The sequence below is a fragment of the Actinomycetes bacterium genome, assembly GCA_024222295.1.
Lineage (GTDB): Bacteria > Actinomycetota > Acidimicrobiia > Acidimicrobiales > Microtrichaceae > JAAEPF01.
In genome coordinates this window covers 99,916-125,341 of sequence record JAAEPF010000024.1, presented here as the reverse complement: position 1 = coordinate 125,341, position 25,426 = coordinate 99,916, and the positions used below count along the sequence as shown (strand labels likewise).

21 protein-coding genes and 1 pseudogene are annotated in these 25,426 nt (G+C 68.9%); 8 read left to right on the top strand and 14 right to left on the bottom strand.

Features of this window, described 5'->3' with window-relative positions; translation table 11 throughout:
- Positions 1-141: 141 nt before the first annotated feature.
- The 3 genes from GY812_08480 (at position 142) to GY812_08470 (ending at position 2,323) form a co-directional block, all read left to right on the top strand.
- The gene (locus GY812_08480) at positions 142-453 is read left to right on the top strand and encodes an FmdB family transcriptional regulator (protein ID MCP4435516.1); all 312 of its coding nucleotides are present in this window, start codon (positions 142-144) and stop codon (positions 451-453) included.
- 68 nt (positions 454-521) lie between these two features.
- Positions 522-1,460 carry a type I methionyl aminopeptidase gene (gene map, locus GY812_08475; protein MCP4435515.1) on the top strand — a complete coding sequence of 313 codons (939 nt, stop codon included), beginning with the start codon at positions 522-524 and terminating at the stop codon, positions 1,458-1,460.
- 62 nt (positions 1,461-1,522) lie between these two features.
- Positions 1,523-2,323, top strand: a complete 801-nt coding sequence (locus GY812_08470; GenBank protein MCP4435514.1) for a hypothetical protein — start codon at positions 1,523-1,525, stop codon at positions 2,321-2,323.
- A gap of 4 nt (positions 2,324-2,327) precedes the next feature.
- Here GY812_08470 and GY812_08465 read toward each other — a convergent pair whose 3' ends face one another.
- Genes GY812_08465 through GY812_08455 form a run of 3 tightly spaced genes read right to left on the bottom strand, consistent with a single transcriptional unit; the run spans position 2,328 to position 6,492 of the window.
- On the bottom strand, positions 2,328-3,725 hold the full coding sequence (locus GY812_08465) for a TldD/PmbA family protein (GenBank protein MCP4435513.1): 1,398 nt from the start codon (positions 3,723-3,725) through the stop codon (positions 2,328-2,330).
- Positions 3,726-3,736: 11 nt separating this feature from the next.
- Positions 3,737-5,101, bottom strand: a complete 1,365-nt coding sequence (locus GY812_08460) for a TldD/PmbA family protein (GenBank protein ID MCP4435512.1) — start codon at positions 5,099-5,101, stop codon at positions 3,737-3,739.
- Positions 5,101-6,492, bottom strand: coding sequence for a TldD/PmbA family protein (locus tag GY812_08455; protein MCP4435511.1), 1,392 nt, complete (start codon positions 6,490-6,492; stop codon positions 5,101-5,103). Before GY812_08455 ends, GY812_08460 begins: the two co-directional genes overlap by 1 nt.
- An 82-nt stretch (positions 6,493-6,574) precedes the next feature.
- Here GY812_08455 and GY812_08450 point away from each other — a divergent pair, with 82 nt between their 5' ends.
- The 4 genes from GY812_08450 (at position 6,575) to dxs (ending at position 10,401) form a co-directional block, all read left to right on the top strand.
- On the top strand, positions 6,575-6,952 hold the full coding sequence (locus tag GY812_08450; protein ID MCP4435510.1) for a thioesterase: 378 nt from the start codon (positions 6,575-6,577) through the stop codon (positions 6,950-6,952).
- Positions 6,953-7,114: 162 nt separating this feature from the next.
- The gene (locus GY812_08445) at positions 7,115-7,258 is read left to right on the top strand and encodes a hypothetical protein (protein ID MCP4435509.1); all 144 of its coding nucleotides are present in this window, start codon (positions 7,115-7,117) and stop codon (positions 7,256-7,258) included.
- 126 nt (positions 7,259-7,384) lie between these two features.
- Positions 7,385-8,452 carry a flippase-like domain-containing protein gene (locus tag GY812_08440; protein ID MCP4435508.1) on the top strand — a complete coding sequence of 356 codons (1,068 nt, stop codon included), beginning with the start codon at positions 7,385-7,387 and terminating at the stop codon, positions 8,450-8,452.
- A 95-nt stretch (positions 8,453-8,547) separates the two neighbouring features.
- Positions 8,548-10,401, top strand: a complete 1,854-nt coding sequence (dxs, locus tag GY812_08435; GenBank protein ID MCP4435507.1) for a 1-deoxy-D-xylulose-5-phosphate synthase — start codon at positions 8,548-8,550, stop codon at positions 10,399-10,401.
- Positions 10,402-10,411: 10 nt separating this feature from the next.
- Here dxs and GY812_08430 read toward each other — a convergent pair whose 3' ends face one another.
- The 5 genes and pseudogenes from GY812_08430 to GY812_08410 form a co-directional block, all read right to left on the bottom strand.
- Positions 10,412-11,035: a hypothetical protein gene (locus GY812_08430; protein ID MCP4435506.1), complete on the bottom strand. Its 624-nt coding sequence runs from the start codon at positions 11,033-11,035 to the stop codon at positions 10,412-10,414.
- A 123-nt stretch (positions 11,036-11,158) separates the two neighbouring features.
- Positions 11,159-12,961 (bottom strand): ABC-F family ATP-binding cassette domain-containing protein, encoded by a 1,803-nt coding sequence (locus GY812_08425; protein ID MCP4435505.1) that lies wholly within the window; start codon positions 12,959-12,961, stop codon positions 11,159-11,161.
- Positions 12,962-13,012: 51 nt separating this feature from the next.
- Positions 13,013-14,926, bottom strand: a complete 1,914-nt coding sequence (locus GY812_08420; GenBank protein ID MCP4435504.1) for a hypothetical protein — start codon at positions 14,924-14,926, stop codon at positions 13,013-13,015.
- A gap of 100 nt (positions 14,927-15,026) precedes the next feature.
- Positions 15,027-15,167: pseudogene (locus tag GY812_08415) on the bottom strand (peptidoglycan endopeptidase).
- A 426-nt stretch (positions 15,168-15,593) separates the two neighbouring features.
- Positions 15,594-17,612 (bottom strand): acyltransferase, encoded by a 2,019-nt coding sequence (locus GY812_08410; protein ID MCP4435503.1) that lies wholly within the window; start codon positions 17,610-17,612, stop codon positions 15,594-15,596.
- A 295-nt stretch (positions 17,613-17,907) separates the two neighbouring features.
- Between GY812_08410 and GY812_08405 the strand changes: the two genes are divergently transcribed.
- Entirely contained in the window at positions 17,908-18,537 is a 630-nt protein-coding gene (locus tag GY812_08405; protein MCP4435502.1) for a crotonase/enoyl-CoA hydratase family protein, read from the top strand.
- Positions 18,538-18,557: 20 nt separating this feature from the next.
- Here GY812_08405 and GY812_08400 read toward each other — a convergent pair whose 3' ends face one another.
- The 6 genes from GY812_08400 to GY812_08375 all read right to left on the bottom strand — a co-directional run bounded on the left by GY812_08400 (position 18,558) and on the right by GY812_08375 (position 25,377).
- On the bottom strand, positions 18,558-20,744 hold the full coding sequence (locus GY812_08400) for a hypothetical protein (GenBank protein MCP4435501.1): 2,187 nt from the start codon (positions 20,742-20,744) through the stop codon (positions 18,558-18,560).
- A 235-nt stretch (positions 20,745-20,979) separates the two neighbouring features.
- The gene (locus tag GY812_08395; GenBank protein MCP4435500.1) at positions 20,980-22,011 is read right to left on the bottom strand and encodes a hypothetical protein; all 1,032 of its coding nucleotides are present in this window, start codon (positions 22,009-22,011) and stop codon (positions 20,980-20,982) included.
- Between the two features lie 256 nt (positions 22,012-22,267).
- Positions 22,268-22,627: a hypothetical protein gene (locus GY812_08390; GenBank protein MCP4435499.1), complete on the bottom strand. Its 360-nt coding sequence runs from the start codon at positions 22,625-22,627 to the stop codon at positions 22,268-22,270.
- The gene (locus GY812_08385) at positions 22,627-23,502 is read right to left on the bottom strand and encodes an AAA family ATPase (protein MCP4435498.1); all 876 of its coding nucleotides are present in this window, start codon (positions 23,500-23,502) and stop codon (positions 22,627-22,629) included. The genes GY812_08390 and GY812_08385 overlap by 1 nt, the downstream gene beginning before the upstream one ends.
- A gap of 104 nt (positions 23,503-23,606) precedes the next feature.
- The gene (locus tag GY812_08380; protein MCP4435497.1) at positions 23,607-24,260 is read right to left on the bottom strand and encodes a TetR/AcrR family transcriptional regulator; all 654 of its coding nucleotides are present in this window, start codon (positions 24,258-24,260) and stop codon (positions 23,607-23,609) included.
- Between the two features lie 160 nt (positions 24,261-24,420).
- Entirely contained in the window at positions 24,421-25,377 is a 957-nt protein-coding gene (locus tag GY812_08375; protein MCP4435496.1) for a cation diffusion facilitator family transporter, read from the bottom strand.
- Positions 25,378-25,426 lie beyond the last annotated feature (49 nt).

Genomic DNA, 25,426 nt, shown 5'->3' with positions numbered 1-25,426 from the left:
GACTGTAACGGGCGGGCTCGCGGTTGCGACAGCGCAATGCGGGACGTCTCGGCCTCAACTGGGAGACGGCCCACCAACCCGGTACCGTTGGCAGTCGCGAAGCCCGAGTGCCAGATGCACGGGCATGACCGGAGACCACGAATGCCTCTCTACGACTACCGCTGCCGCGACTGCGGACACGAGTTCGAGATCCAGCAGTCGATCTCCGCGGACACCCTCACGGAGTGCCCGGAGTGCTCAGGGTCACTGCGCAAGGTCTTCGCGCCCGTGGGCATCTCCTTCAAGGGCTCCGGCTTCTACAAGAACGACTCGGCCGGATCGCGCACATCGGGATCCTCCTCGAGCGGATCGAGCTCGTCGGATTCGGGCGACTCGAGCAGCTCCAGCTCCAGCTCGAGCTCCAGCTCGACGGACTCCAAGACGTCCGCAAGCTCAGCCACCGGCGCTGACTGAGCCCACCGGGTCGCGCGACCCGGTGGTGGCGGTGCGACCGCGTCCCCCGGCCACGTATCATCGAGGCCATGGCAAAGCGGAAGCGAAAGAAGATGGCACCTCCGCCTTCGCCACCCGTGCGCGCCGGGCTGGTCAGTCCCACCCGCACCGTGCCCTCCGAGGTCGAGCGGCCCGACTATGCAGCCACCGGGCAACCATCCGAGCGCGCAAGTCGGGCGATACGCACCGACGACGAGATCGAGGCCATGAGGGTCGCCGGCCGGGTGGCCGCCGACGCCCTCGTGGAGGTCGGCCGGCACGTCGCACCTGGCGTCACCACCGACGAACTGGACCGGATCGGCCACGACGCAATGGTCGAAGCCGGGGCGTACCCCTCCACGCTCAACTACCGGGGATACCCGAAGTCGCTGTGCACGTCGGTCAACGAGGTGATCTGCCACGGGATACCCGACGCCCGCCCGCTGGCCGAGGGCGACATCGTCAACGTCGACGTCACCGCGTTCATCGGCGGCGTGCACGGAGACACATCCGCCACGTTCCTGGTCGGCGAGGTCGACCAGCGCTCCCGCGACGTGGTGGCCGCATCCCGCGATGCCCTGCACGCCGGGATCGACGTGGTGCGGCCCGAGGCCCGGATATGGGAAATCGGCCGGGCCATCGAGGGGATCGCGAAGCCCCGGGGATTCTCCGTGGTGCGCGAGTTCATCGGGCACGGAATCGGCGACCAGTTCCACACCAGCCTGCAGATCCCCCACTACTACGACCCCCGCAACGACACGGTGCTGTTGCCGGGCATGACCTTCACCATCGAGCCGATGATCAACATCGGCAGCCACCGCCTCGAGATGTGGGACGACGGCTGGACCGTCACCTCACGCGACAAGCAGCGCTCTGCCCAGTTCGAGCACACCATCCTCGTGACCCAGGACGGTCATGAGATCCTGTCGCTTCCCTCGGAGGGTCCGGCCGCTGAGGTCGGCGTGCTGGAAGCTGCCGGCACGCCCTGAGGCGGCCGCCTCTGAGCTTCCCCTTCGGCCGGCGCCACCGCGTGCCCGCACCGGGAAGCCAAGTGCACGAGAACGACCACCAACACCGCAACCCGTTCGGTGCCCTGACGGGGGCTGCTCTGGACATGCCGACGTACGTCGTCCGCCTCGCCCAGCGACTGCGGACCGCCATGGCCACCGTGGCCGCGAGCAGGCCCGCGCGACGGGCGCTGACCCGACGCCTGGGCGCATGCGCCATCGCCGTCTCGGTAATGGTTGCCACGTGGGTGACAGCTGACCGCTCGGAACGCCTGCGCAGCAGCTGGGCGGCGACCGAGGAGGTGATCGTGGCGACCCGCGACCTGGCGGTGGGAACCCCGATCACGGACACCGACACCGAGGTGCAGCTGCGGCCCGCCGAACTGGTGCCGCAGGGGGCCATCACAGATGCACCCGAGCCGGGATCGGTGGCGACGGCCTTCACCGCAGGGGGTGAGCCGATGGTCCGTGAACGCATCGGCACGGGAGGATCCACGGGAGTGGAGGTTCCGCCGGGCCTGGTGGCCGTCGAAGTGACACCGGCCTCGGCAACGAACCTCGCAGCCGTGGGCGACCAGGTCGACGTGCTCGCGGTGGCTCCGCTCACCGGCGCACCCGGAGCCGGCATCCACGGTGTGATCGATGACCTGGAGCCGCCCGCAGACGCGGAGGCGGGCGACGCCGTGGTGGTGGCCGGCGGTGCGACGGTGCTGGCGGTTGCCCGCAACGAAGATGTCGGCGCCCCAACGGTCACCCTCGCCGTGCGCAGCACGGATGTACAGACAGCAGTGGCTGCAGCGTTGGCCGGTCCGGTCGCGATCGTGGTGCGAGGTCCGGGCGATTGAGGGCTCAGGCCCCGGAAACCGACACGTCACCTATCAGCATCGAGGCTGCGCCGGAGCCCGAAGGGAGCCACTCGAAGTCGGAACCCACCGCTGTCACGTCGGAGAGCAGGCGCTGCAGGGTCGAGGCGATGGTCAGCTCCTGGACCGGCTCGGCCAACTCGCCGTCGCGGATCATCACACCGTTGCCACCCACCGAGAAGTCCCCGGACGTGGGGTTGACCCCGGAGTGGAGCCCGGAGAACGACTCGACGGCCAGGCCGAGCTCGACCCCGGCCAGCAGGTCCTCGGCGGATGTGGTGCCGGGCTCCATGACCAGCAACTGGGGGCCTGGGCCGGGCAGGCCGCGAAGGCCGCGCACCGCCGATGCCGTCGAGTCCACGCCGGCACGCCGGGCGGTGGTCGAGTCGAAGAGGAATCGGTCGAGCCTCCCGCCGACGATCAACGGGTTGGGCCGGGTAGCCAGACCCTCACCGTCGAACTCGTCGGCCCCCAGTGACTCCGAGCGAGTCGGGTCGTCGGTCAGCTGCACGCAGTCAGCTGCGATCTGTTCACCGAGCCGGTCAGCGAACGGGGATCGACCCTTCTGCACCGATTCGGCGGACAGCATGCCGGCGACGATGCCGAGCAGGGTGATGGCCAGGCGGCCCTCGAGCAGGACCGCCATGCGTGCCGACTCGGGCTTGGTGGCGCCGAGGAGCTTCGTGGCCCGGGTCACGGCGTCGTCGACGACCTTGTCGATGTCGAGCTCCGCCGGCACCCGTGCCACATCGGAGCCCCAACCGATCTGTGTCTCCTCACCCGAGCGGGCGAGTGGCTGGGTGCCCAGCGAGCAGCTGGTCGACTCACTCGACACCCGGATGCCGGCTGTCGACACGAGGGCGGCCTGACCCCAGCCGTCACCCCATGAAGTGGTACGTGCCGAGGTGACCCTGTCGTCGGCGCCGGTCACGCGTCGCTCCAGGTCCAACGCTGCGCCCACCTTCGACTCGACTGGAAGTGCGATCACTTCGTCGTACCAACCGGTTTGCGGTGTGACAGCGACACCGTCGTCGACGGCGAGCCCGTTTGCCTCGTCGGGTTCGGCGAACCGGCAGTTGTCACGAGCCTCGGCGAGGGTGTCGTCGAGCACGTCGGCATCCAGACTTCCGCAATGGGCGAAGCCGACCCTGCCGTCGCGGATGACACGCACCCCGGCCCCGGTCGAGCCCGCCGATGTGAGCGACTCCACCTCACCGCCATGCACCTTGACCGAGGTGGAAGCTCCCCGGCCGAGCATCACCTCGACCTGCTCCGTACCCATCGCGGAGCCGACAAGACGGTCCGCCATGGCCAGCAGATCGGCGAGATCGCCGATGTTGGCCCTGGCGCGGACCTCGGGATCGCTGCTGGCGTCGTCACTCATGTGTGCTCTTCTCAGTTGCCCGAAAGGGTCACATCCGCGATTGCGAGGGACACCCCGGATGACTCCCACGGGAACCTTCGCAGGTCCGAGCCCACCGCCACGACATCGGTGAGCATCCGCTGGATGGTGGACGCGATGGTCACCTCGCGGACCGGCTCGGCCGGCTCGCCGCCGCGGAGCCGCACGCCTTCGATGCCCACGGAGAGGTCACCCGAGGTGGGGTTGACGCCCGAGTGGAGCCCGGCGAGTTCCTGCACGAGCACCCCCTCGCCGACCGACGCGCGCAACGCCGCTGGTGACAGGCTGCCGGGCTCCGGTGTGAGCACTCGCGGGCCGACCCCGGGGGCGCTTCGGTGGCTACCACGTGTTGCCGACGCCGTGCCGGTGCTCGACATGCTGCGCGCCGTGTAAGCGTTGTGCAACAGCCCGGTCAGTACGCCACCTTCGATCAGCGGCACCCGGCGCGTGGCCAGCCCTTCGCCGTCCACTGCACCGGAGGTGGGGGCGTCACCCGCGTGCGGGTCGTCGTAGAGCGACAGCATCGCAGCGGCGATGTCGTCGCCCACGCGGTCGGCGAACGGGGTTCGGCCGCGCACCGCCTCCTCGCCTGAGAGCATCTCGGCCACGACGCCGAGGAACTGGGACGTCACGTACGGGTCGAACACGACCGTGAGGCGTGACGTGTCCGCCTTGGACGCTCCGAGCAGGGCCGTGGCACGGCCAACGGCCTCGGCCACGACGTTGTCTGCGTCGAGGTCGGCGAATCCCCTCCCCGAGTCGAGCCCGAAGCCCGTGGTGACATCGTTGCCGTCGGAGGCGAGCGCCCAGATCGCCGCTTGGGCGATCGTCTCCTGTTCGACCGCGCGGATCCCGGTGGTGCTCGCAACCGCGCCGATCACGCGTGCGTCGCCGTAGTCGGCGCCCTCATGGCCCACCATGCGGGAATCGGCGGAGCGCAGACGGGAGTCGAGCTGCATGGCGAAGTCGACCTTCGCCTCGGTGGGCACATCCGCGAGCGCTCCATCGACCGTGTCGAGGCGCTGCGGCTCCACTCCATCGGGCTCGGCCAGGCCTGCGTGGGGATCGGAACTGGAGAACCGGGCGTTGTCCCGGGCTTCGGCCACCGCCGTGTCGATCGCGTCGTCATCCAACACACCGGCCCACGAGATCCCCGTGCGGTGATCGTCGATGACACGCACTCCGAGCCCCACCTCGGTGGCGGCCACGAAGTGCTCGAGTTCACCTTCGTGCGCACGGACGTCGGTGGTCGCGGCCCACCCCAGCACGGCCTCGAGCTGCTCACCGGGGAGCGCCCGCTCGAGCACGCGGTCGACGATGCCGAGCGCGTCCGCAGGTGTCATGGCGGCGTCTGCCATCAGGCAGCGGTGCCGCCGATGGTGAGGCCATGGGCCCGCAGTGTCGGCACGCCGTCGCCGACCGGCACTCCCTGGCCGTCCTTGCCACATGTGCCGGGTGACCCCATCGCGAAGTCGTTGCCCACCGCATCGATGTTGGCGAGCACCGCCGGCCCGTTGCCGATCAGGTTGCCCTCGCGGATCGGCTCGGTGATGCGGCCGTCCTCGATCAGGTATGCCTCGGTCATGCCGAACACGAAGTCGCCCGTGGCTGTGTTGACCTGGCCGCCGCCGAGGTGGGCCACATACACACCATTGGTCGTGTCGGCCACGATCTCATCGGGGTCGGACTCACCCTCGAGGAGGTAGGTGTTGGTCATGCGCACCATCGGCAGGTGGGCGTAGGACTGCCTGCGGCCGTTGCCGGAGGACTTGCGCCCTTCCTTGCGCGCACGCAACTCGTCCCACATGTAGTCGACCAACACCCCGTCACGGATCAGCACGTTGTGCTGGCGCGGACGACCCTCGTCGTCGATCGCGCCGGCACCCCATTCGCCGCCCATGGTGCCGTCGTCGACGAGGGTGACCAGCGGCGAGGCCACCTGTTCGCCGACGCGGCCTGCGAAGACCGAAGCCCCCTTGGCCACCAGGTCGGCCTCGAGTCCGTGCCCGCATGCCTCGTGGAACATGACCCCGCCGCCGCCGGGGCCGATCACCACGGTCATCTCACCCGAGGGCGCAGGGCGCGCAGCAAGCTTGGTGAGTGCCCGCTGGGCCGCACGGTTCGCGATCTCGGCCACGTCGTTGGCGTCGAACAGCTCGAAGCCGATCGTGTGGCCGGTCGATTCGCGGCCGGTCTGCATCCCTGTGTCGCCAGCCGCAACGGTGGAGACCGAGAACATCGTGCGCACCTGGTCGTCGTCGGCGAGGGACCCGTCGCTGTTCGCCACCAGGATGCGGCGGCGAGAGTCGGCGTAGCGGGCCGATACCTGCGTGATGGCCGAGCCGGCGCCACGAGCCGACTCCTCGGCACGCGCCAGCAGTCCCACCTTCGTGGCCTTGTCGACGTCCTCGGGGTAGACCGACACCGCACTCGGGTTGGTCGCATCCACGCGACCCAGGTTGACGACGCGAGGTTCGCCGCCGGCGCTCCGCGCCGCGGCCGCCGCCGTCTGTGCGGCCGAGACGAGCGACGCCTCGGACAGGTCGGCGGTGTGCGCGAAGCCAGTCGTCTCCCCGACGACGACGCGGATGCCCGCTCCCCGATCGCGGCCAGAGGTCAGCTCCTCGACCCGGCCGTCGTCGAGCAGGGCCGACGTGGACCGGCGGTCCTCGGCGAACACCTCGGCAAAGTCGGCCCCGTCGGCCAGTCCGGCGGACAGGACCGCCTCCACTACCTGCTGATCGATCAACGCGCCTCCCGGGGCTGGCAGCCGACCGGGCACCGCGGGCCGGTTGTGTGTGCGGTGGGTCGGTCTGCTTATCGTACTGAGGATGGCTGTACGCACCGGACTCAGCGCAACCGTGGAACTCGTGGTCGGCGAGGCCGACACGGCGATCGCGTTCGGCTCCGGCGACGTGGCGGTGCTAGCCACCCCTCGCATCATCGCACTGGTCGAAGAGGCAACGGTCGCGGCCCTCCAAGGGGAGTTGGACGATGACCAGACCAGCGTTGGTGTGCGTGTGCAGATCGAGCACATCTCCCCCACCGCCGTGGGATGCCCGGTACGTGCCGAGTGCTCCCTCGAGAAGGTCCAGGGCCGCCGGCTCGTGTTCACGGTGAGCGCCCGCGACGATCGTGGACTGGTGGCCGCGGGCAAGGTGACCCGGGTTGTGGTGGACCGTGAGGGATTCCTTGAGAAGCTCCGCTGAGGGCGCCCGGCCGACTGGCTCCGCACAACCGCTCTCGGTGGCCAGTCGAACCCCGTTCGGGTTTGGCGTTGACATCCCCCGGCGTGTTCGATAGGCAGATGCAGGTGCCGGATGGCACACCGTGGGTTTGATGCGCCCACACTCGATAGAGGGGGATTACAGATGTCCAAGCGTGCTCGTCTGATGATGATCGGTCTCGTCGCCGCCGTGCCGTTCGCGGCCGGTGCCTGCAAGGTCGACCTCGGCAACGGTTGTCAGCTCCTGATCGCGGAGCCCGGCGCCAACATCGGCGTCGTCTGCAACTGATCCAGCAGATCTGAACCAATCGCAGCGGGAGCCACCCCTTGCCGGGTGGCTTTCGCGCGTCCGGGGGGCCCGGGTATCACGATGGCGTCCGGTGGACCGCACCGGACCGCCTTGTAGGGTCGCCCGGTGATGGAAGACGACGCCGAGGCGGGTCGGCCCCCCGACGAGCCGACCGACGAGCGCGCCGAAGCCCTCGCCGAGATCGATGAGGCGACCCTTCCCCACGAGTTGCCGCGCAACAACGCTCTGAAGCTGCTGGTGCGGATCGGGTTCAGCATCGGGTTCCTCGCCCTGCTGATCTGGCAGTTGCCGGACGTCACGGTCGAGGACCTGTTGCCCGAACCCACCGCCGCCACCTTCGGTTGGATAGCAGTGGCGATCGTGGTCAACCTGGGCGCCTACGTGCTGCAGAACCTCCGCTGGGCCGAGGTCTCCGACACGCTCGGGATCCACCTGCCCTTCCGTCGGCTCCTGTCACACCTGCTCGCAGGCCAGTTCGTGTCCAACGCCCTTCCCACCTCGTTCGGCGGGGACGTCGTGCGGGTCTTGCGCCAGGGCAACGACGCCGGCGACTACGCGGACTCCTTCGCAGCCACCAGCCTCGAACGCCTCACCGGCTGGCTGGTGCTGCCGATGCTGTCGTTCGCAGGACTCGCGTTCAGCCCCGAGTACCGGTCGCTCGGATCGGTGACGATGGTGATCCTCCTCGTCAACGTTGTGACCATGGCCGCACTCGCGACGATCCTGCTCGCGGCAAGCAACCGGCGCTTCGCCCGCCTCGCCGAACGCCAGGGATGGCGTCGCTACCTCGGCGCCGTGCACCTCGGCATAATCGCCTTCCGGCACCGTCCCGCCCAGGCAGCGAAGGTCCTCGGTGCCGGACTCGGCTTCCAGTTCCTGCAATGCCTGGCGGTCTGGGCCTGTGCGGTCGCCCTGGGGATCGGCGAGATCGGGCTCCTTGCGGCGCTAACGTTCTTCCCCCCGACCGCGGTCGTGCAGAACTTCCCGCTCGCCTTGGGGGGCCTCGGCGTGCGTGAAGCGGCTTTCGTCTACTTCTTCGGCGCGATCGGGGTATCCAACTCGTCCGCCATCGGACTCGGGCTGCTGGTCTACTTCGTGTTCGTGCTCTCCAGCCTCGCCGGTGCTCCGAGCTTTGTATCCGGCGGGTTCACGGGCTCCGCCGTGCGGGACTGAGCGAAAGGCCCGGAAACCCGCCGACGGGATCCGCCTGGGACCGGCTGCTCCGGTAGCTTGGGGGTGTCCCCCGCCCCGCCCCAAGAGGACCCGAATTGATTCTGGAGACGATCAACGCGCCTGAGGACCTGCGTGGTCTCGACGAGGAGCAGCTCGACCAGCTCGTCGCCGAGATCCGCTCCTTCATCGTCGACAAGGTCACCAGCCACGGTGGCCACCTCGGCTCCAACCTCGGCGCGATCGAGATCACCATCGCCCTGCACCGCGTGTTCGACTCCCCGTCGGACTCCATCCTGTGGGACACCGGCCACCAGGCCTACGTCCACAAGCTGCTCACCGGACGGCGCGATCAGTTCACGCAGTTGCGCCAGGAGGGTGGGCTGTCGGGCTATCCGTCACGCGCCGAGTCGGAGCACGACTGGGTGGAGAACAGCCACGCGTCCACGATCGTGTCGTACGCGCACGGCCTCGCCACGGCCAACGCCCTGCAAGGCCAGGCGGGTCGCCACGTCGTCGCCGTGCTGGGCGACGGAGCCCTCACCGGGGGCATGGCCTATGAGGGTCTCAACAACCTCGGCCACAGTGGCCAGAAGGCGATCATCATCCTCAACGACAACGGCCGGTCATACGCACCGACCGCGTCGAGACTGGGCGAGTCGCTCTCCAGGTTCCGCGCCTCACCGACGTACCAACGCAACCGCGAACGCCTCGAGCGCCTGCTCAACGAGGTCCCGCTGTTCGGCCACTACCTCGAGCGCGGCGTCGATGGTGCCAAGGCGGCCATCCGCGAGGTGTTCGAACCGCCGGCGTTCTTCGAGCAGCTCGGCGTCGGGTACCTCGGCCCGTATGACGGACACGACATCGCATCGCTCGAGGCCGCGTTTGCCGCCGCCTCGGAGATGGACGGCCCGGTCGTGGTTCACTGCCTCACGCAGAAGGGCCGGGGATACGGGCCGGCCGAGGATGACCTCGTGAAGAACATGCACGACACCTCGGAGCTGAAGGAGGGTTCGTACACCGATGCCTTCAGCCGGGCGATCGTCGCAGAGGGCCGCAAGCGGTCCGAACTGGTGGCGATCACCGCCGCCATGCCCGACTCCACCGGACTGCTTCCCTTCGCCGACGAGTTCCCGGACCGGTGCTTCGATGTGGGTATCGCCGAGCAGCACGCGGTCACCTCGGCGACCGGCATGGCAATGGGCGGACTGAGGCCCGTCATCGCCGTCTACTCGACGTTTCTCAGCCGCGCGTTCGACCAGGTGAACCTCGACGCAGGGTTGCATGCGCAGCCGGTCGTGTTCGTGCTCGACCGCGCCGGGATCACCGGCGACGACGGCGCATCGCACCACGGGGTCCTCGACATGGTGCTGTTGTCGAAGGTGCCCGACATGACGCTGTTCGCGCCCTCGAACCACGCTGAGGTCGCCCGGATGCTGTCGGACGCCCTGGAGCTGTGCACCGAAGGCCCATCGGCCATCCGCTTCCCCAAGACCATGCCGCCGAGCGACGACAACGAGACTGGCTCGGGGCTGTCCGCACGCAAGGTGCGCAGCGGCAGCGACGTCTGCATCATCGGTGTTGGCAAGATGCTCGGCGCCGCTCGCGCGGCGGCCGACAAGCTCTCGGAATCAGGCATCGACGTCACCGTCTGGGATCCCCGGGTGGTGAAGCCGCTCGACTCGGAAATGCTGCAGGACGCAGCCGGGCACCGCCTGGTCGTGACAGTCGAAGACGGCCTCCGCGATGGTGGTATCGGTGCTTCGATCGCCGACACGCTTTCGAAGCTGGCACCGGTGGCCGGCCCGGCAGTGCACGTTCTCGGAGTTCCGTCGGTGTACCTGGCCCACGGAAAGCCCGATGCGATCCTTCACCGCCTGGGCCTCGACGCCGACGGCGTCGCGGATGAGGTCATGGCCTGGGTGAACTCGGCCTCCGGCCAGCCCGGCTGACCAACCCGGCTCAGCTGTAGAAGGGGTTCTCTCCGGCTTCGTGGTCCGTGGTGTCGACCACCTCGGCCACCTCCGGGATCGCCTCCATGATCGCTGTGCGGATGCCGTCGCGAAGCGTCGCGGCCGATGCCGCACAACCCTGACAGCCGCCGCCCATCGTGACGTAGACGTTGTTGTCGTCGTCGACGCCGACGAACTGTGCGAAACCGCCGTGGGAGGCGAGCATCGGGTTGACGCTCTCCTCGAGGAGCTGGGTGACCTGGTCGGGCAGATCGCCCTCGAGCTCGATATCGATTCCCTCGAAGGGATCGGGCGTGTTGGGGTTGCGGATGACGAGCCCACCCTGCGCAGCATTGCGGGGCAGGTCCAGCTCTGCGCCTGCCAGGCGCTCGACGGACCCCTGCTCAACGGCCACCGACAGCTCGCCGACGCTCCACTTGACGTGGTCGTTGTCGACCTCATCCGCGGTGGCGAAGGACAGGTCGTAGGTGTACTCGCGACCCTTGGAACCCGTGATCTCGACGCGCAACCAGAGGTTGTCCGCGTCGTCTTCCTGGTTGCGGATCCCGAGCACGGTCTCGAGCGCTGCATCGCTGATCCCGAGAGGCTGGGTGTCGATTTCCTGGGCAGTCATCTCTGTTCGTTCCTGCGTTGGGGAGGCACGTGGGCGCCCGTTATCGGTGACGCCGGAATTTCCAACATGGTAATAGGGGAAATCATTCCGGTCACCCACGGCCGGGGCGGGCCATGTGCGGGGTCATATGTCGAGCCCTCGTGACTCCACCTCGTCTGCCAGCTCCAGCCAGGCCTCCTCGGCGGCCTCGAGGGACGCCTCCGCCCGGGCCAGCTCCGTGCCCAGCCGGCTGAGCACCTCGTGGTCCGACTCGCCGCCGGCGAGCGTTGCGCGGAGCTGCTCACAGCGCTCACGTTGGGCGCCGAGTTCACGTTCGGCAGCCCGGAGTCGGTGGCGCAGTGTCGAAGGGCTCGGCCCCGACGGTGACTCGCCGCGCCGCGCCCGCTCAGGTCTCACGCCGGTGGAGCGCTCCGGGGTCCCGGTCCCGGCACCGCTCACTGCCACCTTGCCGGCCTTCGTTGTGCCTCGGGCGGCACGCCGCTGCTCCTCGTAGGCGGCATAGCCGCCGGGTCGCCTGGCGGCCCGGCCGTCACCGAGCACGATCACGTCCGTGACCACACGCTCGAGGAATGCTCGGTCGTGACTCACGGTGACCAGGGCGCCCGGCCACGCATCGAGGAAGTCCTCCAGCTGTCGGAGGGTCTCGGTGTCCAGGTCGTTGGTCGGCTCATCGAGGAAGAGCACGTTGGGCTTCTCCGCGAGTGTGAGAAGCAGCTGCAGGCGTCGTCGCTCGCCCCCCGACAGTGTGCCGATCGGTGCCCATTGCGCATCCGAGTCGAACCAGAACGCCTCCATCAGCGCCGCATGGGTCCAATCCGCGTCGCCGTGTGGACCGGCCACCGCGTCACGCACCCGCATCGACTCGTCGAGGTCGCGGCCCTGTTGGTCGAATACCGCTGCATGAACGGTCTGGCCGAGTTCGACCGTGCCCGACGAGGGCTGGAGGCGCCCGGCCATGATCTCCAGCAGAGTCGACTTGCCGGTGCCGTTGGGTCCCACCACACCGAGTCGCTCGCGGTTGTCGAGCATCAACTCCATGTCGGCGAAGAGCACATGGTCGCCATATCGATGGCCGACGCCATGCAGGTCGACGACCTTGTCACCGAGGCGCGGGGTGGCCGCATGCAGGGGCAGATCACCGGCGCGCGCCGCTGCCTGGGGGCCGCCCTCCAGAAGCCTGTTGGCCGCCTCGATCCGTGCCTTCGGCTTCGACGTGCGAGCGGGAGCGCCTCGGCGCAGCCACTCCAGCTCGGACCGAGCCAGGTTGCGGCGCTTCGCCTCGGAAGCTTCGGCCTGCTCCGCGCGGCGGCTTCGAGCCTCCAACCAGGATGCATACCCACCCTCGTGCACGTAGGACCCGCCCCGGTCCAGCTCCAGGATTCGGGTCGTCACGCGATCGAGGAAATGGCGGTCGTGGGTCACCAGCAGCAGCGCCCCGCTGAATCCCGCCAGGCGGTCCTCGAGCCACGAGATCGCATCGATGTCGAGATGGTTCGTCGGCTCGTCGAGGATCAACAGATCGGCTTCGGCCACCAGGGCGCGGGCGAGCGACACCCGTTTGGCCTGGCCACCGGACAGGTGCTCGAGCGGTGAGTCGAAGCTGGCTCCGAGCCCCAGCCGGTCCGCCACCGCCTCGACCTCCCAGTCTGCGGCCAGATCGCCGGCGTGCAACGCCTCGCGCATCGTGGCCCCCCGCAACTCCGGCGCCTGTTCGAGCATCGCGATGCGTACCTCGCGCGCAGTGCGCACGTGTCCGTGGTCAGCCTCGATGGTGCCGGCGAGTGCGCCGAGAAGGGTTGACTTCCCTGCACCGTTGATGCCCACGACCCCGATGCGGTCACCGGTGCGGATGGTCAGGTCGAGGTCCTCGAACAGCGTTCGGCCCGGCCGTGCCGCGCCGAGGCCTTCGGCATCGATCAGGATCACGGCCTGCAGCTCCGCGTCACGCCCGGGTGCCCCTGATGCCGGGGCCGCCCGTCAGTCGGGGCCTGCGAGACCCGCCTGGGCCAGGTGCCCATCCAGCCATTGGTGCAGCATTCGTCGCGCAAGTGGCTCGTCGAAGGTGAGGTGGCCCATCAGGCCCTTGGTCTGCGGTGAGGAGTTGTTGGGCCACACCTCGATGTAACCACGGCCTCCCGCGTCTGACCCCACTGCGGCCGGGTCCGACCCGGCGACCACGCCGCCACCTACCGCCGAGAGGCCCAGCATCTCGACCAGGCGCTGCGACGCGAAGTCGGGAACGATGCTGTCGCCGATGCCGACCTGTGCGAACACGGGCCTGCCCGATGCGACGATCCGGTCGAGCACGAGAGTGGACTCACCCAGGTCGAGCAGCATCGATGCCGCACCCAGCATCGCCGCCGCGTCACCGGCGCTGGCACCGGGCGGAATCACCGACGCGAACAAGGGCCACAGCGAAGAGTGGGTGAGGATGTCGAGGATGCCGACCCCGGGCACCTGAAGGAAGGCACCGGCGATCTGGGGATTGAGGGCGAACTCGGCCACGCCCAACACGCCGCCCATCGAGGTTCCCTCGTAGAGGATCAGCGAGGTGTCGATGTCGGGCCGGCCGTCGCCGGGCGGCCCGAACGGCCGCCATGGAGCCAGGTCCAGCGAGGCGAGCACCACGTTGATGGCGCCCATCAGCGACACGTGGTCCACGATCCCCTGTGGAGGCACACCCACCATGCGGCCAAGGGTGCGGGGCTTGGTGAGGTCGAGCAGGTGACCGCCCTGACCGGACTGGCGACCACCGTGGTTGGGCACGTCGATGCCAACGGTGGCAAAGCCCTTGGCCGCGTTGTCGGACGCGACGATCAGCATCGACTCCTTGTTGATCACCAGGCCGTGCCCGTAGACGACGACAGGAGCCCCGCGCGGTGTGGCCGGCTTCTCCGGCAACGCCAGCACGAATGGAACCCAGCTGTGTGTCGGCGCCCGATCGGGGTCCACCACACCGTCACCATCGCGGAAGTCCGTGATGCGGACCTCACCCGTGACGATCGCGGAACCATGGGAGAACCACAAGGGGGGACGCGACTCGAGGTTGCGCACGGGGTGTTCGTCGGCGCCTGCGATGAGCGCCATCTTCTCGAGACCGCCGACTGCGTTGGCCCTGGAGCGGATCGTGAACTCCGTGGCAGCGAGCATCTCGGCCGGGCTCGTGCCGTCGATAGCCGCGATGCGGGCGGTGACCCCAGCGAGGTGGCCGCGGCCCTCGAGCAGCGCAACCGGCGGCGTGGGTGCCTGCGGGAGCAGCCCAGGCAGCCGGCGGAGGCGCGCGACATAGTTGTGGCCGTGCTCCCAGCGCAGCGACGGCCAGGCGATCACCACGGTGGCGGGCGCCCCGCGTAGTGCTGCATCTGCCCACACGTGGGCGCGAATCGGCTGGCGCTCGCCCGTGGCGGCGTCGTACACGGCAAACACATCGCCGCCATCGGGCGGGACCGACTCGGGGCGCACCGGTGCGTCGAGCTCGAACACGACCGGCGACATCGGCGAGAAGCCATCCGCGCCGCCGAACGCATCCTGCAGTTGGCCACCCGGGCCGAGCTGGTCGAGCACTCGCCGGGGCACGATTCCGTCGGGTACCTGGAGGCGGACCCCCGTGGCCGTCTGCGGATCGGCCACCGCGAACTCATCGGAGGGATACGGCAGAGCGCATGACACGACACTGGCCAACGTGCACGGGGGGCGCTGCTCGGAGACCTGGTCGATGCCACCGTCGGCCGACGCGGACGCCTTCGGAGCATCGCCGGCTGGCTGCGCGGCCTTCTGGGGAACCTGGGTGCAGGCGGTGGCCAGAAGCGCGACCACCAGAGCGGACACTGCCAGTCCCGGTGCGTGACCAGCCTCGCGACCCGGCCGCGCTGCGTCCCCTCCAAGCTGCATTCCGGTGCCCTCCCGCGACCGCTGACCCGACACGCGATCTTCGCGCGAACCTGGTTCAGAAATCGACACCGGCGGGATGGAGCCCCGGCGGGATCATCACTCAGCCCTGGGAGCCGGGAGGTGGTGGCGGGGGCGGAGCGGCGTCCCGGGGTGGTGGCGGCGCGGGCGCCTCGGCGGGTGCGGGCGGAGCGGCCGGGGCATCGACCGGCGGAGGCGGTGCAGCAGCCGCACCCGGAGGTGGCGGTGGCGGCGCTGCGGCCGGGGCCGGGGGCGCAGTCGCGGGAGCCGGCGGTGCTCCGGCGGTACCTGGAGCCGGTGGTGGAGCCGAGGTCAGCTGGAGGTTGAGAGCTGTCTGCTGCTCGATGGCCTGTATGCCGTCGACACAGCGCTGGCGCTGCGTGTCCGCATCCTCAGGTACCCGGCCGGTGGACTCCAGGTAGGCGATGACGCCCAGGTCCCTGATGAGGGGTTCCGCCTGCTTCGGCGACGCGCCGCCGGCCATGCTGCTCTCGGCCGATCCGAGCGCCGCATCCGCCTTGGAAGCGAGGTCGTTGGCCGCGGCCTTTGCCTTGTCGAGAAAGCCCATCTCACGTCCTTTCGGGTCGGGGTCGGTGCAGGCCGCCCGGCAGCGACGCTAGCCGCGCGCACATCGGTGAGTTTCCGCGGACTAGCCCGTCTCGCTCGTGGATCCGGTTGTGGACGCGCCGGCCGCCTGCTCCTGCACTCGCGCCCGCTCGAGTTCCTGCATCCGGTCCCAACGCTGCTCCCAGATCCTCACCACCTCGGCACCGAACCATTCATGCGCCACCCGGGTGAACTCGTCCTCGGTGAAGTGCATGCCGTCCGCGCGCAGAGCCCGATCCTCGGAACGAGCACCCAACCAGTCCCCGAACTCCAATACGGTCGCAGAGTCAGGCCGAAGGGCCGCCACTTCCCGCTGGATCTCGTGCAGCCGGGCCATCCGCGCAGGATCAGCCTGGCGCTGCACCGCAGAGGACCTGCCGTCGTCGTACCAGGACCCGTACTGCGGCCAGTTGACCAGCACGACCTGTGTGCCCGTGGCGGACAGGATGTCGACCGCCTGCAGCAACTCGCCGCGCACGAAGTCGTCGACCAAGGGATCCCCGAGCGCCGAGTAGTCGACTTCTCCCGGCACGACGGCGTCGGGAACGGCCCAGGCCGGACTCGACAACAGACTGATGTGCGGCCTTGTGGCCGCGGTGATCTCCGTCCACCGTTGTGGCCAGGCGAGGCATTCAACGTCAGGCACCACGGTGGTCTCGGCGCGCAACTTCACGAACCGGGGAACTCCGCACCCGAACCGCAGGTCCCCGACCAGCGGGCCGAGAAGGCCCGTTTCATCCCTCCAGCGGCTGAGGCCGATGCTCATCGACAGCGACGTGGAGTCGCCGAACAATCCGACCACCGGCACGGGTGCCGGGGGTGGGGGCGCTGGGTCCTCGGGGTCGCTGGGCGGGGCCTCGGTCGTGGTCGTTGCACGATCGCTGGACGCCTCGTCGGCGCCGGCGGCCAACAGCTCCTCCCACGTCTCCAGTTCGGATTCGAAGTCGGGGCTGGTGCCGTCGGGGTCGTCGGGCACGACGGTGAAGGCCAGGAGTACTACCGCGAGGGCGGCGACGCCCATGGCCGCATAGGCCTTCCGCCGGGACGGGAACAGCGCCTTCACCCGCACCGGGCGCTCGAGCAGCCGCAGCGACAGGTCGGCAATGAGCAGCGACGAAGCCACGACACCCGCCGTGACGAGCCAACGGTTCGCGTCACCCCACGTCTGGCGCGCCACGAGGAACAGCGGCCAGTGCACCAGGTAGATGGCATAGGAACGCGCACCGAGCCAGCGAAGGGGCGCCGCCGAGGTCATCCGGTTCACGGGGCCGCCGGGTAGGGCTGCAGCGAGGATGACAACGCATGTGAGCCCGGCGTAGAGGGTGAAGCCGCCCCGGTACAACCACTCCGAGGCCTGATCGACGCTCCACCACCACCACAGCTGCACCCCCAGCGCCACCGCGCCGGCTCCGACTACCAGGAGGCGCAGGGGACGCACCTCGGCGAGTACCTGCCTGGTGCGCTGCTTGGTGAGCACCACCGCAAGCACCCCGCCCAGCAGCAGCTCCGAGGCCCGCGTGCCGGTGCCGAGGTAGATGTGGTCGTTGCTGAGCCCACCGAACAGCGTCCATGCGAGCGACCCACCGGCAAGTGCGAGCAACACGCCCGCCACCAGCCCGCGACGTGCACCGAAGGCCTTGATGACCGCCCACAGCAGCAGCGGGAACACGATGTAGAACTGCTCCTCGATCGCCAGGCTCCAGAAGTGCAACAGCGGTGACGGAGCCACGAAGAGGTCGCCGTAGCTGGAGCCCTGTGCGATGAACTGCCAGTTGGCGACGCTGAACAGCGAAGCGATCGAATCCCAGCGCAACGTGGACAGCTGGTCGGGTGTCGCCACGAAGGGTGCGAACAGCGCCAGCACCGCGATGATGGTGAGCACAGCCGCCGGGAACAGCCGGCGGAAGCGCCTGCCCCAGAAGCCCCGCAGGACGATCCCCTCCTCCGGGCTGCCCTGTGCGAACAACAGGCTGGCGATGAGGAAGCCTGACAGGGTGAAGAACGTCGACACACCCAGGTAACCACCCACCATTCCGCCGAAGCCCGCGTGGAACGCAACCACGCCGGCCACGGCGAGCCCGCGCAGGCCGTCAAGGCCGCGCAGGTGCGCGAGGCGTGGCCGTCCCTCCTGGTAGAGGTCGACGAAGCTGGAGCGGTCGTCGTGGGGCAGGACTGATCCTTTGCAGAGGTGTTTGACCGACCAGGATCAGTCGGCCGTGCTTGGGGGACGTTTAGCGATGCTGACGCCGGCGACTACGGCGGCAGCGCCTTGACACGCTAGTTTCCCGGCCGTGAGCACTGAAGACACATCACCAGTTGTCGGGTGCGAGGACCGCGACGGAATCGCTGTTGTCACGATGGATGACGGCAAGGCCAACGCGATCTCGCATCGCACCATCGAGGACCTCGACGCGGCCCTCGACGAGGCCGAAGGCGCACGAGCCCTCGTGCTCGCTGGCCGGCCGGGCAAGTTCTGCGCCGGCTTCGACCTGTCGGTGGTCAAGCAAGGCCCCGGAGCAGCTATCGAGATGATGAACCGCGGTGCCGAGATCGCGCTGCGGCTGCACGAGTGGCCCACTCCCCGCGTGATCGCCTCCACAGGCCATGCGCTTGCCATGGGCGCGGTGCTGCTCTCCTGTGCCGATGTCCGCATCGGGGCGGAGGGGGACTTCAAGTACGGCCTCAACGAGGTGGCCATAGGCCTGGCACTGCCGGAATTCGCGATCGAGCTCACGCGGTCCCGGCTGACGCCGACCGAGTTCCACCAGGCGACGGTGCTGTCGAAGATCTACTCACCCGACCAGGCACTTGCAGCGGGCTACCTCGACGAGCTGGTGGAGCCCGAACGAGTGGTCGACCACGCGCTCGATCGCGCCGCAGAACTCGCCGAGTACCTCGATGCCCGGGCCTTCGCAGCCACTCGGAGCAATACCGACGCGGAACTCACCGAGAAGCTGCGCAAGTCCGTTGCCTCAGCTCAGAGCTGACGCAACTGCCGAGCCATGGATCAGTAGTCGAACTCGCTGCGGGGCTCTGCGACGCACGGCTCGTCCCGGCACACGTTGATGATCTCGCCCTCGAGGGAGAAGAATGCATCCTTCTGGGCGATCACTTCGGGCTGGCGGCGCGGATCCTCGTGGGGATCGATGCACGCTGGTTCGGTATCGGCGGCAGACCCGGCGCACTCGGCTTCGTACAGCGACCCCATGACCGGCGTGATGTTGCCGTTGGGCGGGGGCAGCGTGCCCGAGTACCAGTAGAACAGTGCTGAGCCGGTGTACGGGAACTTGCGGATCGGCGCGAGGTCCCAGAAGCGCTCGGAGGCCTCGACTTCGTCGGCACCATCGGGCAACGGGCCACCGGCAGGCGTGTAGAGCGGGATGTTGAGGGTGCGGGCGATGTTGTCGGCGGTGATGGTGGCCACCTGGTGGTCACCGAAGGCCACGTCCATGATCACCTGGTGTGATGGCGTGAGGCTGTAGGGCCGGTCGGTGAGGTGCTGGACATAACCCGAGGTCTCACCGCGGTCAAGCATCATCTGGAGCAGTCCGAACGCGACCTGCTGGTCGAGCGGATCCGGGTACGCCGCCTGCATGACCACCCAGTACGGGTCGAAGTCCACGCTGCGCTGCAGCAGCGTCGAATAGCTCATTCCGCCGACACCAAGCACGGCCTTGGTCCAGTCCTGGGCCACGGCGGTCACAGCACCGCCGATGATGGCGCCCTGGCTGTTGCCGTCCCAGTAGGCCTCCGCCGTGTTGAGCGCGATTGCTCCACCGTCGGTGGTGAACTCCTCGGAGGTGGCGAACCCGTTGGCGTTGAGCATCAGCCGACCGAGGAACAGGTAGTTGAGGATGGCCTGCTGCAATCGGTCGGACATGGCCGGTGCAGCGCTGAGGTTGCTCGCGACCTGCGTGGCGTACCCGAGGTCGTCCTCGGCCAGGCCGATTGCATCAGTACTGCAGTAGATGGCGTTGAGGGCCGCTGCGGTCACCTGCACGTGCGACGACGAAGCCTCGTCGGCGCCACCGAGGAGGCCGTGGCCGTACACCACCGGCCTGGCTTCACCCATCTGCATCGCCTGCTCGGGAACGGTGCACACGAAGTCGGCGGTCAGGGTGCCTGTTGAGACCGGCTGGCCGGCGTCGTTGAATGTCATGCGGGCGCCGGGTTCGGCGCTCTCGAGGTAGAGCGGCACCTCGAAGGTGCCAGCGACAACCTTCGCGATGCCGTCTTCGAGCCCGCTGGTGCTCACGTCTGTGACCTCGAACGGCGGAGCCCCGCCGTTGAGCTGACCCATGGCGTCGTCGCGCATCGACAGCACGTTGCCGGCGAGGCTGTCAGCCGAAGCGACGGTGAACCACCACGAGAGGTAGAGGCTTCTGCGGTCGATGCCGGCTTCGGCCATCTCGGAGAACACGACGTCGTAGTCGGACTTGATGTCCTCGAGGGCGGCGACCCCGGAGTTGAGGTTGTCGCGAAGCACCTGGAACGTGATCGGAGAGGGGATCGGGAATCCATCGGCGGACCTCATCGAACGCAACGCCACGGCGAAGCGGTGGGTCTCGATGAGCGACGCGGCGGGGCGGATGATCAGCGAGGCCTGACTCGGGTCGCCTGCACGCAGGTCGACTTCTGCCCAGTGGGGCACCAACTGTCCGGTATCGAGGTCGACAACGACCGTGGCGGATTCCTCGGTGATGGACTTGGCGATGTCGGTCTGGGTGGGAAGGTCAGTGGCCTCGGCATCGAGCCCGGGCACGTAGACGACGATCGGCGTCGACGGGGAGAAGCCGTCGAGGGTGTCCCATGCGGCCGTGTCGAGTGTGGCGCCTGCGGAGTTGGCCAGCTGGCCCTCTGGCAGGTCCACGCGACGCAACGTCGGCGACGACGGGTCCTCCACGGTCATGAAGTCGCTCGGGAAGGGAAGCATGCAGCTGGAGGTGTCGATGGGATTGCAGCCCGGCTCCGATACCTCGAGTGCCGCGTTGAGCCGGTCGGTCTGTGGGCCGGTCAGCTCCTGGGGCTCGGGTGCATCTGCTGTGGCAGAACCCTCGTCCTGCTCTTCGACGGCGGGGTTGCCGGCACCGATCTCACCACTGAAGGCGACCGGCTTTGCCTCGGATTCGGCACAGGCCAGGGCGACCATGGCAACAGCGGTGAGCAGGGCGGGGAGTCGGAATCGGGCGATCACGTCGTTCCTCTATGTGGGCCGCTTCGCGGCACGAAGGTTCCTGATGCGGTGACGGAAGCGACCCTAGCCGTGGCCGGAGTGACCCGGGAAACCTGAGGCGCCGACGCAGAGGGGCGCCAGATCCCGGCTCGCACCCGCGGGGGCGCTGCTGACACCTTTGGACTCACGATACCTGCCGACCCGTGCCCATCGGGGCTGTGGCCGCGCTGACCGCCAGGTGCAGCGGCGCTCGGACCTAAGCGCAGTTGGGCCAGGGACGGCGCCCGCGCTGGCGGTACAGCAGCAGTGCCCGGTAGTCCTGCTCGGCCGGCGAGGCCGCGGCCGGATCGCCGGAGCCGCCCACGGAGTTCCAGGTGCGCTGGTCGAATTGGTAGGCGCCGCGGTACTTGCCACTGGCGCTCGCGATCGAATAGTTGCCGCGGCTCTCGCAGTGGCGGATCTTGGCCAGCATGGCGATCTCCGCCTGGGTGGGCTGGCCGGTGGCGGGCACACCCACAGCAGCAGGAGCCGGCGCGGGTGCGGATGCGGACTTGGACGCAGAGCGCCCGGAGGAACCACCGGTGCTGGACGCGGGCGCCGCTGTGGTCACGGTGGTGGCCTCCGCGGTGTCACGCTGGGCCTCGGCTTGCTCAGCAGCCGCTGCCCGCATGCGCTGTTCGTAGTCGAGTGCCCGCTCCAGTGCGGCCTCGGCGTCGCGCTCGTGCGCCGCTGCCTGCAGCGCGTCACTGTGGACCTCTTCGAGGGTCGCGGTGAGGTCGTCGAGCCGGGCTGCCGCCGCGATCTGGTCGGGTTCGTTGGAGTCCTTGAGGGCACTGAAGCGGTCGACCGCGTCGGCTGCGTCGACGGTCTGGCTGCCCACGACCTGGGCCCGCCAGGCAAGGGCGCTGCTTTCCTCGACGTCGAGGGTTGCGCCGAGCAGGGCGCCCTGGCCTCCATCGATGTACGCCGCCACCGCGTACTCGCGAACCGCGCGGCGGGCGGCTGCCAGGTCCTCGGTGATCTGCGCTGCGCCATCATCCAGACGTTGGATCTCGGCGCGGACCAACCCCACCTCTGCTTCCACCGAGGCCAGCCGCTGCTCCGCCTCCACGCGCCGTTGCGAGGCGGCCTCGAGCGCTGCTCGTGCCGAGGGCACGTTGGCCGGCGCGGCCGAACCGGTGCCGCCGAACAACTGCAGGGTCAATGCCACGGCAACGCCGACGGCAAGGGCGGGCAGGAGTCTGGGGCGGGTGGAATCGGGGGTCATGGGAAGGTCTTTGTCTGCCATGGCATCTCGCCGAGCGGGCGACGCCAGTGCGTAGCGCGCCTGTGTTGCGGGACGCACAAATGACATCGATGTGACGTTCGGGTGGCAAGTCTGTCACGCGTTCGTCATAGGGCCAACCCGGAACGCTCCAGATCGCAAAAATCTCGCAACATATCGACGCTGCGTGAGCGCCAAGGCACTGGGCGTCGAAATATTCGGACCGGCGGCCAAACTGCAGGCGCGCGGGCAGGTAACCGACCGACCCCGGCAGCGACGATCAGCGGCGGCGACGCCGGCGCAGTATCAGCAGCAACACCAGCAGTCCGAACAGCCCGGCCACCAGAGCCGCCGCTGCCGGCGGGGGGCCCGACCTCGGCTCGGCAAACTGCGGCGAGGGCGCCGCTGCTGCGCCGCCCGGCTGCTGCGGCTCGCCGCCTTGGGGCTCCGGCGTGGCCACAGGTGGCGGAGCGGGTGCATCCGCAGCAGCGGCCGCGTCCGTGGAAGCGTCGGGAGCTTCAGCCGGAGACTGGGCTTCGGCTGTCTGTTGCGTAGCTGCCAGGTCGATCAGCGCATCAACCGGCGCAGGCGAATCGTCGGGTCCGGCCGGACGCTTGGGACGCTTCGGGTCGTAAGCCATCAGTAGAGGCCGTTGTCGGGAGACGCTGCCGAAGCGGGTCCACCCACCGCCGCGAGGCCCGCGGAGAGGTCGATGGCAGCACCGGACGATCCGCTGCGGGAGGGGAACACCGAAGCGGCAAGGGCCTCGAACTCGGCCAGGGCCTCGGGTGCACCGGAGCGCGTCATCGCAGATATCGGAACCGACTGTGCGGCAGCCTCGGCCACCGCCGCGCGCAGCTTCACGAGCGGTTCGAGCACGAGACCCGGGTGGCTGCGGCCGAGCTCCTCGGCCCAGTAGCCCGCGTCGCGGGTGCGGCCGACCCGATTGACCACGATGCCCGCCAGTTCCGGGGACCCGCCGCGCCGCTGGGAGATCCTGCTCACGTTGCGCAGGATCTGTTCAACCCCGTCGGAGCTCCAAGCTGCGGGCTCGGTGACCACGACCACGCGACTGGCTGCAAACAACGCGTTGACGGTCAACAGTCCCAGCGAGGGCGGGCAGTCGATCAGGACTTCGTCGTAGCGCTCGTCGATGCCCTCGAGCGCGGATGCCAGACGGTCCTGGGCTCCGATCACGTCGCTGACGAGCTGGTGCTCGACCTGGGCGAGGCCGGGAGAACTCGGCACGACCCGGGGCACGGTGTCGAAGCCCTCGGGCGCCCAACCGGAGTCGACCACGGCACCGGTTGCGGAACCGGTCTGGTCGGCGAGCAGGACCTGGTCGATGGTCCGTGTCGCTTCCCACACTCCGAGGCCGGTGGTGGCATTCGCCTGCGGATCGAGGTCCACGACCAGCACGCGCCGGCCGGTGCAAGCAAGGGCGGCGGTGAGGCCCAGCGCCACCGTGGTCTTGCCCACCCCACCCTTCTGGTTGACCACTGCGGTGATACTCATGGCCCCGACGCTAGTTGGCGCGCTGAGGCGATGTCCCCCACTGCGCCAAAGTCGCGGTCCACCGGCAGCCAGCCGCTTCCGGGTACCGGCGAAGCCGTGGAGACTCAGCCGGGCGAGTCGACTGGCATCGTCGACAGGCAGACGGCCAACCGGCGACGCAGTTCGGGCGGCAGCGGGTCGTGCAGCCCCAGGGCTCGCGCAGCGGTGACACCGAGCACGAGCACCACCAGCAGGTCGGCCGCGCCGGGGTCGAGTTCCCCGCCATCCGAACTCGCGAGTTGGCCCCGGAAGTGGCCGAGGGCCTCGGCCAGCCGGTCGCCTGCGATGGGCTCGCGGTGCGCAAGCGCCACGCCGTCGAGCAGCATCTGGTCCGACTCCTCGAGGGGCTGGGCGATCTGGTCGAGTGCGGCTTCGAGCACATCGAACGGGTCGGGGTCGCCGGCCCGGGCGCCGCTGGTGTCGCCGTCGCTGACCGGGTCACCCAGCAGGTTCGACAGCATCTCACTCGAACTGCGCGCCACCGCTTCCGCGAGCAGCTCCGCGCGGCTGTCGAAGTAGCCGTAGAGCGCGCCCGAGGTGAACCCCGCGCGGCGCGCTATGTCCACCACGCGGGTGCCGGTGAAGCCCTTCTCGAGGAAGACCTCCGCCGCGGCATCGATGATCCGCTGGCGGGTTCCGCCCTCGGCCTCGTCGTCGCGGCCACCATCGCGCCCGTCGACGCGACCGGGTGTCGGCCCGGCAGCGCTCAGATCGATCACTTCGCTTGGATGGGCATGGTCTGAATCGCCCGGCATCGGCAGGCCACTCCAGTTATCTCGTCGCGCGACCCGGTCGCCCCAAACGACACTCCGGTTCCCCATTTCCGTGCGCCTCACCGATGGGACAGGTCGGCCCCCTCCTGCAGGGACAGCGGCGATGCTAGTCGGCGCTGACGTCGGTGTCAGTGGTTGCGCGAGATGCGAATCCATCCCGGTACAAATCGGGCTCCACATAGATGGGTCCAACCTCCGGTACCGCCGCGCGCACCGCCGCCTCGATCTCGTCGATCCCGCGCGCAAGCTCCTCGACACTCATGCCGGGCTCGAACTCCACCTTGATCGCCAGCAGGATGTCCTCGGGGCCCAGGTGCTGGGTGCGCTCATGGATCAGGCGACTGACGCCGGGGGTTCCTTCGACGATGTCCGCGACCTTCGTGCGCACGGAGGGCTCCGCCGCCTCGCCGATCAGCAAGCTCTTCATCTCGATGCAGAGGAACACTGCGATCACTCCGAGCACGCCGCCGATGAACACCGAGCCGATTCCGTCCCAGACCCCGTTGTCGGTGACGATCGAAATGATGATCGCTCCCAGCGCCGCCACCAGGCCGACCATCGCGCCGGCGTCCTCGAGCACCACGACAGGCAACTCGGGCGCCTTGGCGGTCCGCAGGAACGACCACCAACCCTTGCGCCCCTTGACCTTGATCGACTCGACGATCGCGGTGCGGAACGACAGGCCCTCGAGCACGATCGCCACGGCGAGGATCGTGATCGCGACGGCGGGCGAAGAGATCGGCTCCGGGTGCTGGATCTTGTGAATGCCCTCGTAGATCGCGAACAGTGAACCCAGGGTGAACAGCACGACCGACACCACGAACGCCCAGAAGTAGCGCTCGCGGCCGTAGCCGAAGGGATGGTCCTCCGACGCGTGACGACGGGCCTGGCGTGCCCCCAGCAACAACAGGGCCTGGTTGCCCGTGTCAGCCACTGAGTGGATCGCCTCCGACAGCATCGACGAGGCGCCGGTGATGGCGAAACCGACGAACTTGGCAATGGCAATGCCGAGGTTCGCGAGGAACGCCGCGACCACCGCCTTGGTTCCACCGCTCGCCGCCAACGCCGGCCTCCTCTGCTCGGATGGACCCGGCACCGGGGTCCGGTGTCCG